This window comes from Legionella sp. (assembly GCF_049790535.1).
Lineage (GTDB): Bacteria > Pseudomonadota > Gammaproteobacteria > Legionellales > Legionellaceae > Legionella.
The window spans coordinates 1-17677 of record NZ_JBAQZB010000120.1 but is presented as its reverse complement, the minus strand read 5'-3'; the positions used below and the strand labels follow the sequence as shown (position 1 = coordinate 17677).

Below are 17677 nucleotides of genomic sequence, written 5' to 3'. Positions count from 1 at the left end.
GATCAGAACCAAGACTAAGCGCAAACGTCCCATATCTGAGATAAATGTTGTACCTTACATCGATGTGATGTTGGTTTTACTCGTTATATTTATGATTACTGCGCCCATGTTAAGTCAAGGGGTTACTGTGGATTTGCCTAAAGCGGCAAGCCAGACTCTAGCGCCCACAGATAAAGAACCCATTATTGTTTCAGTAAATCAGCAGGGTACTTATTTTCTTAATATTAGTAGTACACCAGCAGATCCTATAGAGCCGCAGGCTTTAGCAGTTCGTGTTGCTGCTGAATTAGAGCTAGCGAAGCAATCAAACCAGAAATTAAATGTTTTAGTTAAAGGTGATCAGGGAGCCATGTACGGTAAGGTTATTCAGGCAATGGCTTTATTAAAGCAAGCAGGTGCGGAGCAAGTAGGATTACTCACTGACTCCGAGCAAGACAAATCAGAAGGTCAAACATGATAAGTACACCCAGTTATGGTAAAGCCTTTTTTTTAGCAATTGGTTTACATCTTTTTTTAATTGTAATGCTTTTATCCGATAATCCAAGCTCACGTCCTGTGTTAATTGCAGAATCTAAAAATTCTCCAGGTATTGATCAGTCTATTGCTGTGACACAGCCTGAAATAGTGAAAGCCATAAGTGTGGATAATAAACAGGTGATGGATACGGTCAATCGCTTAAAACAAGAACGTGAACAACAACAAAAAGCTGAGGTGAACCGGCAACGAGAACTTAATCGTCAGGTTGAAATGGCAAAACAACAACGCGTGTCAGAACAACAGCAGCTTGCTCAACTTAAAGAGGAAGCACATAAGATTGCTATTGCTCGGAAAAAACAGATAGAAGAAGAGAAAAAAAATTTAAAGAAATTAGCCGAGCAAAAAGCATTAGAAGCAAAACATATTGAGGAATTAAAAAAACAGAAAGAAGAGTTGTTAAAACAACAACAATTAGAGGCAAAAAGACTTGAAGATCTCAAGAAAAAGAAACTTGCCGAGAAAATAAAAGCCGATAAATTAAAAACAGAACAAGCACAGGCAGCAGCTCTTGCAAAAGCTGAAATGGAGCGAAAACAAGCTCAAGCTGCAGCCGCGCGTAATGCGGAACAACAAGCGCGAATTGCAGGCATAGTTGATAAGTATAAGGCGCTTATTGTTAATGCCATAGGAAGAAACTGGATCCTTCCTGAAAACGTTGATAGCAGTTTATCAAGCCAATTTAGAATACGTCTTGCTCCCGGTGGCTCAGTATTAGAAGTTACGTTAATACGTAGTAGTGGTGATCCTCTTCTTGATAGATCAGCACAAACAGCTATTTACAAAGCATCACCACTGCCTGTACCTGCAGATGCAAATACATTCAATATGTTTCGCGATATTAGTTTAACCGTTCGTCCAGAACAAGTTAGGGGGTAAAACTCGTGATTAATCGAATTATTACACTGTTTATTATATTGTGTACACAACAAGTTTTTGCTCTTGATTTAGAGTTAACTCAAGGTATTAACTCAGCGTTACCTATTGCAATTAATACATTTGGTTTCGACCGTGCTTCACAGGAAATAGGACAGATTATTGAACATGATTTAAACTTTTCAGGACAATTTAAAATTGTTTCTGGTACACGAGGTCCTCATTCTCAGTCATCTATAAGTACTTTAAAACAATTGGGTGCTGATAGTGTAGTCACTGGGCGTGTTACTCAAGATGGAACTCATTATGAAGTAAGCTTTACTTTAACTGATGCGGTTGCTAATGGCGCAACATTATTGACTAAAACTTATCAAATTAATACGCAGCAATTTAGAGCATTAGCGCATCATATCAGTGATGAAGTGTATGAAAAATTAACTGGTGAACGTGGTATATTTTCTACTCGTATTGCCTATATTTCGGTTCAAAGAGCAATGCGCAGAACCAGTTATTCACTAGAAGTTGCGGATGCTGATGGAAATAATCCACAAAGTTTGCTGATTTCCTCTGAACCAATTATGTCTCCTTCTTGGGCGCCGGATGGTAAGAGTATTTCCTATGTTTCATTTGAGAAAAAACGTGCGCAAATTTTCTCTGTATCTGTGGAAACAGGTCAGCGCCGATTAATTACTAGTTTTCCTGGGATTAACGGCGCTCCGGCCTGGTCACCAGATGGTAGTCAATTAGCTGTGGTTTTATCTAAAAGCGGAACACCCAAAATATATAGTGTTGATATACGCAGCGGAACTATGAGGCAATTAACCTTTGGTGATGCGATTGATACGGAGCCACGTTATGCTCCAGATGGAAAAAGTCTTCTCTTTACTTCAGGTCGAGGTGGTTCACCACAGATCTATCGCTTATCCTTAACAGATGGACAAGTGAGTCGTATAACTTTTGAGGGTAATTACAATGCTCGAGCCTCTTATACTCCAGATATGAAAACTATTGTGATGCTGCATCGTGATGATAAACAATTTAATATTGGCATGCAAAATGTTAGTGGTGGTTCTATTATTAGTTTAACCTTTTCAGGTCATGACGAATCACCTTCTGTGGCACCAAATGGGCGTTTAATACTATATGCAACTCATAATCAAGATAAAGGTGTTTTAGGTATCGTATCTCTTGATGGTCGAATCAGAATGACTCTACCAGCACGTAATGGAGATGTGCAAGAGCCTGCATGGTCTCCTTATTTAGGTTAAAAAGTAACAAATTCTCCAAAAATAAAAAACTCTTCGTTTACTTTTATTTATAACAAAGAGAAGTATATTATTTACAATAATATGGAGTTAATAGTTATTATGATACGGTTTTTCAATACATTAATATTTTATTTTTATGCACTAAACTGTTTCGCATGGAATATGCAAGGCCATCAAGTTATCGCTCAAATCGCCTATGATCATCTGACTCCTCATGCTAAAGAAATGTGTCATAAGTACTTAAATCCACGATCAAAAAAAAATCTTAATGCGAATTTTCTTACAGCATCAATTTGGCTAGATTTGATTAGATTTAAAAATATTCATTGGTATGACACATTTCACTATATTGATATACCTTTTTCTAACGATGGCAGCAACCTTCCCGCTGTAAGAAGTACAAATGCAGTATGGGGAATAAATCATGCCATTTCTATTCTTACGACAAAAAAAGCAAAATTAGTAGACAAAAGATTAGCTTTACTTATTTTAATTCACTTGGTTGGTGATATTCATCAACCTTTGCACGCAGTAACTAAAGTAAGTAATCAGTTACCTAAAGGCGATTTGGGCGGTAATTTATTTCCATTGGGTACTAATGCTGTAGGAAATAATTTGCATAGGTATTGGGATAAGGGCGCTGGTTTTTATACTGGTCATAGCAGAGCTAATCATATTAAAAATAAAGCACTATTATTGGAAGAAAAATTGTCCTGTTCACTTATTAAAATTCAAAAAAATCCTGAGCAATGGGCTAGAGATTCTCATCACTTAGCAGTAAAGCAAGTTTATCAAATAAAGAGGAAAGAAATACCAAGTAAGCGTTACCAATTAAATGCCCAAAATAGTATTCAGAAACAAAGTCTTATTGCTGGATGCCGATTAGCAGCCTTGCTTAATCATATTGCAGAAATTGGTTAAAAATTTTCCTCTATGAGGGGAGTATCAATGCTCCTAGTTTTTATATCTATTAATGATTTTTTTTGAAAACGCAATTTGTAGCATTTGAAAAAAATAGCATCAAGAGTTAAAAACTGACAATAAATAGTTCTGTGCATAGGGGTGCAACCACTCAATTCACTTAATTCTTCCAATATGATGCAACAAATCTAAAATTTCCCATTTTGGGTAACATTACTTAACTCGTATTCTAAAGAAAAACTTGATTAAGTATTTTAAAACTGGCAGTATAGTTTAATCTACGTTTTTTTAATTTATTTATTTTTATCAAATGCTTGCAGGGAATAAGTTATTGTTTCAAATTATTGCCAGTGAAATACCAGCCAATGTGGATTGTATACTCTGCCTTAATGGAAAAGGATCTTTATTCTGTCAAAATCACAATGTTTCTGCATTAAATTTAACTATCCTTGCGATGTCTCTAATCATTTTTATTCGTGTGTAGGAACTGCTAATAAATTGGCATACAGCAGTGCATTATCTTAAAAGGTAGCGATTGTCTTACCTGCTGGAACGGAGCTTGCTTTTATAACATACAGTCTAATTAACAGTATATATTCAGCATATTAATTTAATAAGAGATGTTATTTATTTTATTTTTAATAAATTACTAGGAGGTGGAAATGATGGATTTTAAGCGAGGGACAGTGGGTTTATTGCTGTCGGTATGTTTAGTAACCGGTATTGAGGCAAATACACCTCATGGACGTATGGCAATAGCGGACCCACAACAATCTTTATTGCAGAAAGCGCAATTAATTGGTCCTGTTAAGTCTGATACTGAAATGCAGCTTTTTGTGCAGCTTAAACTAAGAAATCGAGAGCAATTAGAGCAATTAGTAAAAGACCTTTATGATGCTCATAGTCCTAAGTACCAACATTTTTTAACTTCCGATGAATTTAAAGCTGAATATGCCCCAAATACGAATTCTCTTAATGCAGTTAAAGACTATTTTACTTCCATAGGAATGAAAGCACAGGTTTTAGGTAATGGGGTGCAGGTTTTAGGTACTGCTAGGCAGGTAGAGCAAGCGGTGGGAACACAACTTAATAAGTATCATTATCAGCAGAGAACCGTGTATGCAAATGCGACAGTGCCTATGCTACCGGCAGCTATTGCCTCCTTTGTCTCAGACATTCAGGGACTCAATAATTTTATTGATTATAATCAAGCCATCGATAAGCACTTACAACAAACACTTAAAGACGAAGCCCATAAAGCTAATGAAATGAGGTCTTCATCAAAATCTCAACGTTCCTCCTTAGCACCGACTAATAATTCACTCAATGGTCTCACCGGAACTCAATTACGCACTGCCTACAATCTGGCAGCTATTCCTGCGGTAAACAATATGACAATTGATGGCACTGGTCAAATCATTGGAATAGTTCAAGCTTGTGATACATCTTATCTAAATTCACAGATACAAATTGATGCAAATGAATTTAGTGCTGCAAATGGTTTACCGCCGGTACAAATTACTATTATTAACGTAGGGGGCTGGGTTGCTTGCTCCTCAGCATCAACATCACATTATGCGCTCCCTATAGCTCAAGCAATTCAAGGACAACATGCAATGGCACCAAACGCACGTATTATCTTATATTTAGGGTCAACAGATACTACTGCTGCATATCTTGCAGCAGAATCTAAGGCTGTTACTGATAATACAGCTGCGGTTATTTCTAATGGTTGGGGGGGAACGGCGGATAGTACTGTTCCGGGACCTTACGATGCTACATTCCTTCAAGCAATGGCGCAAGGACAGTCTGTTAATTTTCAGTCTGGAAATAATGCAGGGTCTCCAGTAACCTATCCCGGAGATAATACTTATATTACCTCAGTGGGTGGTAGTAGTTTATTTGTAGGGAGTGATGGAAGCTATTCATTTGAAAGCGGTTGGGGATATGGTGTAACTTTTAGTGGTATTTATATAGGTGGCACCACTGGTGGAATAAGCTCTAATTTCCCTGCTCTATCAGCACAAGCAAATGCCATTCAAAACTTTAGTATAGGTAGTTTGGGTACCATTAATCAATATAGTTGTCAGGGGCAAATTTGCCGAGCTGTTCCTGATATCGCGATGCTCGCGGATCAGAATACAGGATTAATCATCTATGGTACGATTCCCTGCTTGCAGTTTTACCCTTATAATCTCCCGTCACCATGTAGCACAGGAAGCACATCTCTTGCGGTACAGTTATTTAGTGGAACACTAACATTAGTGAATCAAGTAAGACAACTTAATGGATTAAGCAGACTGGGTTTGGCAACTCCTTATCTTTATGCTAATAATCTAACCTTATTACAAACCCAGTCATTGAATGTCATTACTCCTCCTCACATGCTAGCACCCGGCTGGATAGTAGGCTATACAGCTCCAGGTTATGATTTTCAAATTAATGCGTTTCAAGCTGCATCTCCGAGCCAACCCACGGAATACGCCCCGTTCAACTACTTGTATACCAACGGTGGCCAAGCCATGGAAGAAAATCAATTTTGGAATGATGTAGTGGGAGTTGGATCACCTAATATTCCCAATTTTGTGAGTACTATGGGAACACTATAACAAATTATTTGGGACGTGGTGGTATTAGCCACCATGATGCCGCTTGGGCAGTTCAGGCTCGCACGCTAATCGTATCAGATACTTTTCAGTAAGGTCTCAATATAACATGGTTTTTCGTCTACTTTGATAAGTTAAAATAAAAAGAGTAAGGTCCATAAACAGATTGTTAATGACGTTTCTTCGTCAAGGCTCAAAATGATGGGATTAAGATTAAAGTAGTGAAGTTCGTTTTAATTCAAATCTTAAGCTTTTTAATGATAAAAGTTGGAGTATGACGTATTATCATCATAATGATAGCCCATTTTTTTGGCACATAAATAATTAATTTTCTTTTCTTTATTCCTTTAATGATGCACGCAGCAACCTTTGATGGATCAGCGAGCTTAAGCCTAGAGTTCTTTAATCTGGCTGTCATTTTGGTATCTGTAGGGCCAGGCTTGATAAGAATTATTCTTACATTGCGGCCATGAAAGCGTTGTTGCATTCCTTGAATATAACGAGCAACTAATTCTTTACCTGCCCCATAAATATAATTTGATTCTCTTCCGCGATCACCAGCAACTGAACCAATAACAGCAATTGTTCCGCCATTTGCATTATCCATAGGTTCTGCAAAAGCTTCTGCAAATAAAATAGGGGAAATTCCATTAATTTCAAGAGCTGCTTTACAATTTAGTAAATCGTGCTGGCATTTTTTTTGCTCAGGTAGGCACCCATGAGCAATCAACACGATATCAGGAATACCTCTGGCACAAATTTCCTGGGTCATATTTTTTATTTCTGTAGGATCTGTAAAATCAGTTAAGATAATGATAGCAACACGATTCTGCGGTGCACGCACTAGCAAATCTTGAGAAATAATTTCTAATTGTTCTGCATTGCGCCCGACCAAAATAATTTCCGTATTTGTCTCTAAGATCCATTCTTTTGCACAAAATTCAGCAATCGTTGATGTTGCCCCAATGATTACAATTTTTTTTCTCATTTTCTATTGTCCCATTAAGCGGCGTGACATGGCAGAAGAAATTCCAGGATCGCGGTAAAGTAAAAACTCTGAAAGTCTTGGATAACCTAATTCAAAAAGATTGCTTGGCATTCGCGCATCTTTTGCGGGATAAATACGTCCACCAGCTTCTTGTACAATTGCATCTAAGCGTTCAAACAATTTGAGTGTTTTCAATCCTTTATTGGGAAAATCCACGGCTAAGGTTACACCGGGTTGCGGAAAACTCAACATCCCTGCTGAATTTTGATTACCGAATGTTTTAAGTAGTGCTAGAAATGATCCTGAATACGAGCGGCCTATTTCTTTGAGCATTGCCTGAGTTGCATTAATCCCAACAGAATATGGAACCATGCTTTGATATTGATAAAAACCTTTGGGACCATATATGCGATTCCATTCTAAAAGAGTGTCAAGTGGATAAAGAAAAGACTGATAATGTTTTATTGAATGACCAAATTGTCTTTTTTTAATATTAAAGTAAGCCCTATTAAATAAATTTAAAGTAAATTTATTCATTAACGAAAAGGGAGATATTATTGGAACAGTCATGCTTCGTTTATAAGGTTTATCTAAGTCGCAATAATCAGTATGATTAGCGCGCATAAAAATCCCACGTCTTAATGAGCAATCCATCCAAGATACTGTATATTCCCAATAATCCTGGGAATTATCAGTCAATTTAAATAATTCATCGAGGTTTGCATAAGGAATTATTTCTGTAGTTAACCAGGGACTCTTAATAGGGCGAAGTTGTATTTCTGCTGTTAGAATAACACCTGTTAGACCTAAACCGCCAACAGTAGCGGCAAACCATTCTTTTTGTTGTTGAGGGCCACATTCAAGAACTTCGCCATTGGTTCTTAACAATTTAATTTTGTGAATATGATTACCAAATGTACCGAACACATGATGGTTTTTGCCATGCACATCATTTGCTATTGCGCCACCTACAGTAACAAATTGAGTGCCTGGAGTTACAGGAAGCATCCAACCTCTTGGGATAACTAGTTTATGAATATCATGCAGCAGAATACCTGCTTCACACACGAGCCGCCCTGAGTATTCGTCAAAACTAATAAAATGATTCAGGCCGGTAGTTTTCCAAAGAATTCCACCAGGATTTAAGCATACGTCTCCATAACTACGCCCCATTCCATAAGCTAGCCCGGGTTTATTATTATGAAGCATCCTACTTACATCATTGCGATTAGTGAGGGATAGTACATCATGCTTTGATGATTCAAGCCTTCCCCATGAAGAAATAGTTACCATGGTACCTTTGCACCAATAACTACGGTGAATACAATCTTAACTGGTATGAGCATAGAAATGCAAACAATTTTATGCGAACACAGGATATCTAAGCAAAAAAATCTCTTTTTCTGCTTGCGTTACAAGATCAATAGGATATTATTACTAATAATTAGAAAAAGCTCGATTCAATCTTTTTTAATCAGATTTTGCCACTTAGATTTTGAAGGCGACTTAATACAAGGATACTCGCTCCATGCGTTTTCTGTCCCTTATAATTGGATGCCTTTTTATGACTAGTATTTCCTCTGCTGAGAATCTTAATGTAAATGCCTACAATTTTTCATTCCATACCTTAATAGGGCATCATCTTATGTCCCTTGATTCTTTTCGGGGTAACGTGTTAATCATTGTAAATACAGCTTCTAAATGTGGATTTACTTCGCAATATGCAAAATTAGAAAAACTCTATGAGACTTATAAAGCGAGAGGCCTTGTTATAATAGGGGTACCATCGAATGATTTTGGTAGTCAAGAACCTGGCACTAATCAAGAAATTGCAAATTTTTGTCACGTTAATTATGGTGTTTCATTTCCCATGACGTCAAAAGAAGTTGTCTCTGGAAAAAATGCTCATCTATTTTATCTTTGGGCAAAACAAAAATTAGGATTTGGTACGGCACCCAAATGGAATTTTCATAAATATTTGATAAATCGTGACGGAAAGTTAATCGATTATTTCTATTCTACTACCTCTCCTGATGCGCCCCGATTTATTAAGTCACTTGAGAAAGCATTGGACGAAAAGAATTAAAAATTAATTAAACACGCGTGCAGCAGCACAAGTTTAAAATTGCTTGTTTCACTGTTAACTCAAATAGACTTATCGAAAATTAAATTTAATGGCGTATATATTGTCTTAATTTCGTTGCTGTAAGTAATTCGTCTTGAATCGCTATTGCATAAACATCTGGATTTCCTGTTTCATAATTACATAAACTTTCTTGTAATAGAACACCAGGTGTCGTCATTTTACGTAAAATATCATTAGCATTACCGATAGCTTCTACCATAGAGTTTGCAGCAATAGGTGCAATAATAAAACCCCAAGAAGAATCTGTATTAAAATTGCTAAGTTGATACGTAGCATACATTCCATAGACTTCCATAGCCATTGAAACACCTTCTGCTTGGATTGCACTTAGTTCTGGGCATACTTCCCGATTTGCAAAAGCAGTTCCAACAAGAATTAAAGCGCTCGCAAAAGCAGCCAATTTTGCTCTTAGCATTTAGTTTACTCCTGTACTAAATTAATAAAAAAATTTTTACAGCGACTTGTAATGTACAGTAATTAAATTTTTAGTCAACAGAAGCTAATGTTTTTTGGCAAAGAACCATGGGATTAATACGAATAAAATTAAACCACCACCTAAGAATGATTCAAAAATAAATACATTACCTATAGGAATCTGTGATGGAGGAACAAATCCAACAAGTATTACACTGATACAACATAAAATACCTAAACCAGAAAGTGTCCACATCACTTTATTTCCACCAGGAATTTTATATCCTCGTGGTTGATTCGGTTTGCTGTATCTGAGTTTTATAGCAGCAGCAAACATAATGACATATACCAATAAAGCCATTTGCGCACATAAATCACTTAGCATCCAGTAGGCAGCATTAATTGAAGGCAATAGTATAAATACAGTGCTTAAAATAGAAACAATAATTGCTTGTGTAAATAGAATGGCAGTTGGTGCTCCATATTTATTGGTACGTGCAAATCGCACCGGCAATGAACCATCTATGGCAGAAACCAATAGACCTTTTGTGGGACCAATAATCCAGGCCGAAACTCCGCTTAAACCTCCTAGAATGATAAATACCGCAATCACTAAGGTCATCCATGGCATTTGGTACGCTTTAAAAAATATGGAATAGGCATCGATAAGACCGGATACAACACTTAAACTCTCGTTAGGTACTACCACAATAATAGCTAATGAACCTAAAGAAAGGGTAGAGATAATAATGAGGGTTGAATAAAGCAAAGCTCTAGGGTAGTCACGTTGAGGATTTTTTACTTCTTCAGCATGAACTGCAGACATTTCCATACCAATTAAACCAAACAAAACGGCAGCAAATAATGAAATATTTCCTATGGATTCAAAATTAGGAAGCCAAGAAGAAGGGTAATCAACAGCCATAGGTTTGCCTTGAATCGCCCATATTATTGCTAATCCAATGATAAGTAGCATCGGAAGAACCGTACCAATGGTAGCACCAATAATGCTGATAATGCTGGATACTTTCATGCCAAAGCAATTTAATAAGGTAAACAACCAAAAAAGGCCTAACACAGTTCCTAATAAATAAAATTTATTATTGGCTAATTCAGGGGCAATCAAATAAGACAAGGTTGCAGCAATAAAAGCAAGAATAGTTGGATACCAAACTACGTTATAAATCCATTGAAGCCAGATGGTAATAAATCCGATTCTTTTGCCAAAAGCCTCTCTTACCCAAACATAAATGCCTCCTGTATTAGGGTAGGTTGTAGCTAATTCTGCGGCAACAAGGGCAACTGGAATAAAAAAGACAAAGGCTGCAATAATATAATATGATACTAATGATAAACCCAATTTTGCACTGATAGGTAGGGTACGTAAACTATCGACAGCGATTACGTTAATCATTACTAAGGAAAAAACGCTTAAAACTTTTTTTGATGGACTCATCATTAATCCTTAAAGTATCAGTAGTAAAGTGAATGAGATTTCCATAGGTACAACGCTATTTAATTAAGGATTAAGAAAGATAAAAAGCCCATTTACAAAAAAATTCATCGTCAATGAGGAGTTCCGGAGTATAACATTGCGGCTTACAGGAAAACAATAAATTGCTATTGTTTTTCAAAGGAGATTTTAAGTAGGGCCTCTCAGCCCAAACTATATCAGGCGCAGAGATTTCTCAACACATATTGCAAAATGCCACCATTTTTATAATATTCCAACTCATCAACAGTATCGATACGACAAAGTGCTTCAAAATGTTCTACGTTACCATCAGGGTATTCTATAGTTACCGCAACCATTGATCCTGGTGTTAATGATTCAGAAACATCAATGCTGATTCGTTCATCCCCTTTTAAGTTCAGAGTCTTACGTGTTATATTGTGACTGAATTGTAACGGTAAAACACCCATGCCTATTAAGTTAGAGCGGTGAATTCGTTCGAAGCTTTCAGTAATTACTGCTTTCACACCAAGCAAATTAGTTCCTTTTGCCGCCCAATCTCTTGAAGATCCAGTGCCATATTCTTTTCCAGCAATAATAATTAATTCACAATGACGTTGCTGATAAAGCATTGCTGCATCATAAATTGGCATAATTTCATTAGTGGGGATGTAACGAGTAATTCCACCTTCCTGGCCTGGGGTCATTTCGTTACGAATACGGATGTTTGCAAAAGTTCCACGCATCATTACTTCATGATTACCACGGCGTGAACCATAAGAATTAAATTCTTTTTCACTCACTCCTTTGGATTTTAAATACAAACCAGCAGGAGAGTTTGCTTTAATTGAACCCGCAGGAGAAATATGGTCAGTTGTAATGGAGTCACCAAACAAAGCTAATATATAAGCTTGCTTGATTGGCTTAAGTGACTCAGGTCGCTTCTTTAAATTATCGAAGAATGGTGGGTGTTGAATATAGGTTGAGTTAGTATTCCATTCATAAGTTTTACCGTCACTGGTTTTAATTGCTTGCCATTGAGCATCACCCTGAAATACTTCAGCATATTCTTTACGGAACATTTCTCCTGTGACTTTAGCTACTTCAGCGGCAATTTCAGCATTAGTAGGCCAAATATCTTTAAGATAAACGTCATTACCTTGACTGTCTTTACCTATAGGATCTTTGCTTAAATCAGTGCAAGTAGTACCACATAATGCATAAGCCACCACTAATGGAGGAGACGCTAACCAATTTGCTCTAACTTGAGGATGTACGCGGCCTTCAAAATTTCTATTTCCAGATAAAACTGCGGAAGCAACCAGGTCATTGTCACTAATTGTATGAGAAATTGCCTCAGGCAGGGGACCAGAATTACCGATACAGGTTGTACAGCCGTAACCAACCAAGTTAAAACCCAATTGATCCAGGTAAGGTTGTAGACCTGCTTTTTTTAGGTAATCAGTAACTACTTTAGAACCAGGAGCCAAAGAGGATTTAACCCATGGCTTACATTGTAGGCCTTTTTCAATTGCTTTTTTGGCAACTAAACCAGCTGCCATGAGAACGCTTGGATTCGATGTATTAGTACAACTAGTTATTGCTGCGATTACCACATGCCCATGTTTCATTGCAAAATCATGATTTTTTACAGGAAACAAAGTATCTTTTTCCTGTTCTTTACCCGTTTCTTTCAGAAACGCAGAAAATTCAATGGGCAATGTGTTCAAAACTACCTTATCCTGAGGTCGTTTAGGACCAGCAAGAGAAGGTTCGACTGAACCTAAATCAAGTTCTATGGTATCTGTAAATAAAGGATCCACGCTGTCTTTATCGTACCACATGCCTTGAGCTTTAGTGTAGGCTTCAACCAGAGCAATCGTTTGTTTATCACGACCAGTCAACTCAAGATAATGAATAGTTTCTTTATCTACAGGAAAAAATCCACAGGTGGCACCATATTCTGGTGCCATATTTGAAATAGTCGCGCGATCGGCAAGCGGCAAATCGTTCAGACCAGGACCATAGAATTCAACAAATTTACCAACTACTCCCTTCTTTCTCAATATTTGAGTTACAGTAAGTACTAAGTCTGTAGCTGTGATCCCTTCTTTCATTTTACCGTTTAATTTGAAACCGATTACTTCAGGAATTAGCATCGAGACAGGTTGACCCAACATTGCTGCTTCAGCTTCGATACCACCTACGCCCCATCCTAATACACCTAACCCATTAATCATGGTGGTGTGGGAGTCAGTACCCACTAAAGTATCTGGATAAGCATATAATTGACCATCATCACTGCTGGTCCAAACAGTTTTTCCTAAGTATTCTAAATTTACTTGGTGACAGATGCCTGTTCCTGGAGGAACAACCTGAAAATTATTAAACGCTTTTTGACCCCAGCGTAAAAATTCATAACGTTCCTTATTACGCTCCATTTCAATGTCAGTATTAACTTCTATTGAATCCTTAGTACCAAATTTATCAACCATAACCGAGTGGTCAATTACCAAATCAACAGGCGATAATGGAGAAATTTTATCGGGATTACCGCCCATTTTAACTAAAGCAGTGCGCATGGCAGCTAAATCAACAACAGCTGGAACGCCGGTGAAATCTTGCATTAAAACACGAGCGGGTCTAAAAGCGATTTCATGTTGTGATGTTTTAGTCTCTAACCAGTCAGCTATAGCCTCAATGTCTTTAGTAGTGACTGTAGTGTTATCTTCAAAACGTAGTAAATTTTCAAGGAGTACTTTCAGAGAGTAGGGAAGACGGTTGATCCCCTTAAAATGGTTATTTTCAGCTTTTTTTAGGCTATAGTAATTATAGGTTTTCCCATCTACATTCAATTGACACTTTGTTGATAAGCTGTCATGACCTACTTTCATAAAAAACTCCGGAAATTAAAAGCCGAATAATAGCTCAAATTTTATAATTTTTCATGAAATCGTCAATGAAAAGAAGAAAATCAATGTTTGGTACTGGTTACTATAAAAAGCTACCATAAAGATTAGCAAAAAATGATCGATATTGGCATATAATTTTTTATGCTTACTTGTTTCATCACACAGTTGTTTTTTTTGTTATTACATTGTTTCTATCTACTTTACATGAATTATTTGGGGTTACTCTATGGATAAGAAAATAATTTTAATTACTGGTTGTTCCACGGGTATTGGATATGCTGCTGCCTTAGCTCTGAAAAAGAGGGGCCATAAAGTAATCGCTTCGTGTAGGAAAAAAGAGGATATGCAAAAGCTTATTACTTTAGGATTAGATACCGCTCTTTTGGATGTGAGCAATTCTGCTTCAATTCATACGGCGTTCGCTGACGTATTAGCCAAAACTAATGGACGCTTGGATATCTTAATTAACAATGCAGGCTATGGACAGGCCGGTGCGTTAGAGGACATTACTCGGGAGGTATTACGCCAGCAATTTGAAACCAACGTTTTTGGCTTGTTAGAGCTTAGTACACTTGCCATTCCGGTGATGCGTCAGCAAGGACAAGGTCGAATAATTAATGTAAGTTCAATTCTTGGTGTAATTAGTCTGCCATTTCGAGGTGCATACAATGCATCAAAATACGCTGTAGAAGGTTTAAGCGATACGTTAAGATTGGAGTTAAAGTCTTCTGGTATTAACGTAATTACCATTGAACCAGGTCCGATAAATAGTTGTTTTAGAGATAATTGTGTTGAGGGCTCATTGAGTGTTATCAATATGCAAGACAGTCATTTCAATAAACAATATATGGCGATGCTTTCAACATATAAGCATACTGATACTGATTCATTTTTTACCAAAAAACCTCAGGCAGTGATTAAGAAATTAATCCACGCAATTGAGGCTAAAAATCCACAAGCAAAATATCCTGTGACACTACCAGCACATGTATTAATTTTTTTTAAACGTATTTTAAGTACTAAAATGCTTGATAAGTTATTTTTATTTGCATCAAGAAATGAATTATCACCACACGAGGATAATTAATTTTTTATCTAAGATTTTTTTATTTAAAAAAGAAGAAAAATAATAAAATCTTTGCTAGTATTGTAGATGGGTTAAAAATCATTAACTATCAAGGAAGTTATATTATGAAAAAATCGACAATAGCTGTTGCTGCTCTGTTAACTATATTAGCAGCTCCTGTAGTTTCTGTTGCGTATGCTGATGATGCGGCACCCGCTGCCGCTGGTTGTGCAGGATGTAAAGGGTGTAAAGGGTGTAAAGGGTGTAAAGGGTGTAAAGGCTGTGCCGGTTGCAAAGGATGCTCTGGGAATGCTAGTTGCTCAGGGGACTAATTACTACTTTATTCAATTAAGAGGTGGTGAAACTACCTCTTTTGTATAATAATAATTATGCTTACTCATTCAGAATTTACTTTACCCCAGCTTAGCAAGTGGCACAAAAAGCGTTTTTTAGGCTATGCTATTCAGGTTTTAGAATCACAACAGTTAATGACTACTGCTCAGGGTAAAAACATCCTTCATTACACTTTAAAAAAGAAAGCCTGTCATGAACGTATGAGTCACTATCCAAAGGGAGATCGTATTGATCATAGCACTGGAGCACAATACTTTTATCATTGCCATCGAGAAAATTTTGAAAGTAAGGAGCACGGTCATTTTCACTGTTTCTTACGATATAAATACATACCTAAGTCAATAAAACCCACACCCTTAGTGGATTGGGATAAGTATATTGATAATCCTATGACCCATTTAGTAGCTATTGGGATGAATCAATTTGGTCAACCAATAAGATTATTTACTGTAAACCGCTGGGTTACTTCTGAAATTTGGTATGAAGCGAAACATATACCAGGTTTTCTTAAACGTTATAAAATGACTATGAATGATCCATATTGGAAGGTTTTAGATAAATGGGTTGAAGGAATACTTCATTTATTTGCTCCCCAAATTTCATGGTTACACCGTGAACGGGATAGAGAAATACAGTTTTATCAGGCAAATAATGCTGTAGAAAATCCTTATTTGGATTATGACATTGAAGAGCTTTCACAAATTCCGATCGATTTAGAACAGCAGATCCAATGGATTCTCGGTTAGTTGTTTCTGTGTTGTAAGTTGTACCTAAAAAATAAAATAGTTTCATCTATAATTTATACGCAACTATGCTTCTCGAAAATAAGCTGGGAAAAGTAATAAGCTAAATCAAGTATCTTTATGTCCGAGAGGCATACAACCAACAACGGAGGTAATGTATGTCATCCAGGTACACTCAAAAAGAAGAGATCGAATCCCTTAATCAATATTATATGGAAATCATCAATGCAATGCCTAATATTGTTTACTGGGTAGATAAAGACTGTAATTTAAAAGGATGCAATAGCAAGTTTTGCAATTTACTCGGATTGCAAACATTAAAAGATTTTAAAGGAACCCCTTACCAAAAAATGGCTGAGTTTGCGCATTGGAAAGACTCCCGAATTAAAGCATTGCAGTTAGATGACATGAACGTGTTATTTTCTGGTGAAGCAACCTATAATACTGAAGAAAAACCCATTGAAGATAAAAATGGCAAAAATTTTTATTTTCAAGCCAATCGAGTACCTATGTATGATACGAATAAAGACATAATTGGTTTAGTGGTTACTTTAACTAAGATTACCCTGAATAAAGCAGTAGCCGTTAAGGATCATAATCTAGAGGATGAAAATAAGGACAAGAATAATGTTTTAAAAGAAAATCACTTACCTATGGTGCTTATGGTTGAAGACAATATTATTGCACAGAACGTTGAAAAAGCATTATTTACATCATTACAGTGTCAGGTAGATATTGCTGAAACTGCAGAAAGTGCCATTAAATTATTTCACCCTGGTAAATATGATTTGGTTTTAATGGATATCGGTCTTGAAGACTCTTCCGGTTATATAGTAGCCAAGAAATTAAGACAAAAAGAAAAAGATACTGACCATCGTGTACCTATTATTGCGTTAACAAGCTATGAAGCTGATGTTGTAAAATATGATTGCCAGCATTATTGTATGGAAGGAGCAATCAGTAAGCCGTTAACCGGTGAACAAGCAGAACAGATTATCAAACATTATGTTTACAACATAGATACTCTTGTGTATGGTTTGAAAAGTATTTAGTATTTTACTTTATGTCCAGTTCTCTAATGCATTTGATTAAAAACCACAACTTGATTTCGACCCATTTGTTTTGCTTTATACAGTGCTAGATCAGCTTGTTCTAAAAGTTTTTGTGCATTATTTTTACCATTAATAGTAGGAAATTCCTGCACTAAAACTGACAAAAAAATCAGAACCTTTCACTGTAAGGGTATATGTCGAGAATTATACTCGTATTTCTCAGTTTTTTATTGAAAAAAAATATTAAATAATTTACAGTCTTAATTTTGTTAGTGTGATGGTACAATTATTGTCTTAAATTAAAAATTATTTCCTCGTTATAAAGAAAGAAATAACTACTCGAG

16 protein-coding genes are annotated in these 17677 nt (G+C 36.5%); 10 read left to right on the top strand and 6 right to left on the bottom strand.

Going from position 1 to position 17677, the window contains the following annotated elements; translation table 11 throughout:
* Position 1: 1 nt before the first annotated feature.
* The 5 genes from tolR to WA877_RS07610 all read left to right on the top strand — a co-directional run bounded on the left by tolR (position 2) and on the right by WA877_RS07610 (position 6208).
* Positions 2-457, top strand: coding sequence for a protein TolR (gene tolR / locus WA877_RS07630; protein ID WP_425170322.1), 456 nt, complete (start codon positions 2-4; stop codon positions 455-457).
* The gene (gene tolA / locus WA877_RS07625; RefSeq protein ID WP_425170321.1) at positions 454-1413 is read left to right on the top strand and encodes a cell envelope integrity protein TolA; all 960 of its coding nucleotides are present in this window, start codon (positions 454-456) and stop codon (positions 1411-1413) included. The genes tolR and tolA overlap by 4 nt, the downstream gene beginning before the upstream one ends.
* Before the next feature lie 5 nt (positions 1414-1418).
* A complete protein-coding gene (gene tolB, locus WA877_RS07620) occupies positions 1419-2678 on the top strand; it encodes a Tol-Pal system beta propeller repeat protein TolB (protein ID WP_425170320.1) in 1260 nt (419 codons plus the stop codon).
* Between the two features lie 99 nt (positions 2679-2777).
* A complete protein-coding gene (locus WA877_RS07615; RefSeq protein WP_425170319.1) occupies positions 2778-3599 on the top strand; it encodes a S1/P1 nuclease in 822 nt (273 codons plus the stop codon).
* Positions 3600-4261: 662 nt separating this feature from the next.
* A complete protein-coding gene (locus WA877_RS07610; RefSeq protein WP_425170318.1) occupies positions 4262-6208 on the top strand; it encodes a S53 family peptidase in 1947 nt (648 codons plus the stop codon).
* 235 nt (positions 6209-6443) lie between these two features.
* Here the strand turns inward: WA877_RS07610 and WA877_RS07605 are convergent, their stop codons facing one another.
* Positions 6444-7193 carry an SDR family NAD(P)-dependent oxidoreductase gene (locus WA877_RS07605; protein ID WP_425170317.1) on the bottom strand — a complete coding sequence of 250 codons (750 nt, stop codon included), beginning with the start codon at positions 7191-7193 and terminating at the stop codon, positions 6444-6446.
* 3 nt (positions 7194-7196) lie between these two features.
* A complete protein-coding gene (locus WA877_RS07600) occupies positions 7197-8486 on the bottom strand; it encodes an FAD-binding protein (protein WP_425170316.1) in 1290 nt (429 codons plus the stop codon).
* A 271-nt stretch (positions 8487-8757) separates the two neighbouring features.
* Here WA877_RS07600 and WA877_RS07595 point away from each other — a divergent pair, with 271 nt between their 5' ends.
* Positions 8758-9279, top strand: coding sequence for a glutathione peroxidase (locus WA877_RS07595; RefSeq protein WP_425170315.1), 522 nt, complete (start codon positions 8758-8760; stop codon positions 9277-9279).
* An 85-nt stretch (positions 9280-9364) separates the two neighbouring features.
* Here the strand turns inward: WA877_RS07595 and WA877_RS07590 are convergent, their stop codons facing one another.
* The 3 genes from WA877_RS07590 to acnA all read right to left on the bottom strand — a co-directional run bounded on the left by WA877_RS07590 (position 9365) and on the right by acnA (position 14100).
* The gene (locus tag WA877_RS07590; RefSeq protein WP_425170314.1) at positions 9365-9754 is read right to left on the bottom strand and encodes a DUF4949 domain-containing protein; all 390 of its coding nucleotides are present in this window, start codon (positions 9752-9754) and stop codon (positions 9365-9367) included.
* An 84-nt stretch (positions 9755-9838) separates the two neighbouring features.
* Entirely contained in the window at positions 9839-11209 is a 1371-nt protein-coding gene (locus WA877_RS07585) for an APC family permease (RefSeq protein ID WP_425170313.1), read from the bottom strand.
* A gap of 215 nt (positions 11210-11424) precedes the next feature.
* Positions 11425-14100 carry an aconitate hydratase AcnA gene (gene acnA / locus WA877_RS07580; protein ID WP_425170312.1) on the bottom strand — a complete coding sequence of 892 codons (2676 nt, stop codon included), beginning with the start codon at positions 14098-14100 and terminating at the stop codon, positions 11425-11427.
* A 244-nt stretch (positions 14101-14344) separates the two neighbouring features.
* Here acnA and WA877_RS07575 point away from each other — a divergent pair, with 244 nt between their 5' ends.
* The 4 genes from WA877_RS07575 (at position 14345) to WA877_RS07560 (ending at position 17333) form a co-directional block, all read left to right on the top strand.
* The gene (locus WA877_RS07575; protein ID WP_425170311.1) at positions 14345-15205 is read left to right on the top strand and encodes an SDR family NAD(P)-dependent oxidoreductase; all 861 of its coding nucleotides are present in this window, start codon (positions 14345-14347) and stop codon (positions 15203-15205) included.
* A gap of 104 nt (positions 15206-15309) precedes the next feature.
* Positions 15310-15516 (top strand): hypothetical protein, encoded by a 207-nt coding sequence (locus tag WA877_RS07570; protein WP_425170310.1) that lies wholly within the window; start codon positions 15310-15312, stop codon positions 15514-15516.
* Between the two features lie 57 nt (positions 15517-15573).
* On the top strand, positions 15574-16284 hold the full coding sequence (locus WA877_RS07565) for a DUF6969 family protein (RefSeq protein ID WP_425170309.1): 711 nt from the start codon (positions 15574-15576) through the stop codon (positions 16282-16284).
* 155 nt (positions 16285-16439) lie between these two features.
* On the top strand, positions 16440-17333 hold the full coding sequence (locus WA877_RS07560) for a response regulator (protein WP_425170308.1): 894 nt from the start codon (positions 16440-16442) through the stop codon (positions 17331-17333).
* A 23-nt stretch (positions 17334-17356) separates the two neighbouring features.
* Here the strand turns inward: WA877_RS07560 and WA877_RS07555 are convergent, their stop codons facing one another.
* Positions 17357-17497, bottom strand: a complete 141-nt coding sequence (locus tag WA877_RS07555; protein ID WP_425170307.1) for a hypothetical protein — start codon at positions 17495-17497, stop codon at positions 17357-17359.
* Positions 17498-17677 lie beyond the last annotated feature (180 nt).

Excerpts from the sequence above, each read along its gene's own strand:
- tolA (WP_425170321.1), top strand. The coding sequence starts at position 454 with ATGATAAGTACACCCAGTTATGGTAAAGCCTTTTTTTTAGCAATTGGT.
- WA877_RS07615 (WP_425170319.1), top strand. The coding sequence starts at position 2,778 with ATGATACGGTTTTTCAATACATTAATATTTTATTTTTATGCACTAAAC.
- WA877_RS07610 (WP_425170318.1), top strand. The coding sequence starts at position 4,262 with ATGATGGATTTTAAGCGAGGGACAGTGGGTTTATTGCTGTCGGTATGT.
- WA877_RS07605 (WP_425170317.1), bottom strand. The coding sequence starts at position 7,193 with ATGAGAAAAAAAATTGTAATCATTGGGGCAACATCAACGATTGCTGAA.
- WA877_RS07600 (WP_425170316.1), bottom strand. The coding sequence starts at position 8,486 with ATGGTAACTATTTCTTCATGGGGAAGGCTTGAATCATCAAAGCATGAT.
- WA877_RS07595 (WP_425170315.1), top strand. The coding sequence starts at position 8,758 with ATGACTAGTATTTCCTCTGCTGAGAATCTTAATGTAAATGCCTACAAT.
- WA877_RS07590 (WP_425170314.1), bottom strand. The coding sequence starts at position 9,754 with ATGCTAAGAGCAAAATTGGCTGCTTTTGCGAGCGCTTTAATTCTTGTT.
- WA877_RS07585 (WP_425170313.1), bottom strand. The coding sequence starts at position 11,209 with ATGAGTCCATCAAAAAAAGTTTTAAGCGTTTTTTCCTTAGTAATGATT.
- acnA (WP_425170312.1), bottom strand. The coding sequence starts at position 14,100 with ATGAAAGTAGGTCATGACAGCTTATCAACAAAGTGTCAATTGAATGTA.
- WA877_RS07575 (WP_425170311.1), top strand. The coding sequence starts at position 14,345 with ATGGATAAGAAAATAATTTTAATTACTGGTTGTTCCACGGGTATTGGA.
- WA877_RS07570 (WP_425170310.1), top strand. The coding sequence starts at position 15,310 with ATGAAAAAATCGACAATAGCTGTTGCTGCTCTGTTAACTATATTAGCA.
- WA877_RS07565 (WP_425170309.1), top strand. The coding sequence starts at position 15,574 with ATGCTTACTCATTCAGAATTTACTTTACCCCAGCTTAGCAAGTGGCAC.
- WA877_RS07560 (WP_425170308.1), top strand. The coding sequence starts at position 16,440 with ATGTCATCCAGGTACACTCAAAAAGAAGAGATCGAATCCCTTAATCAA.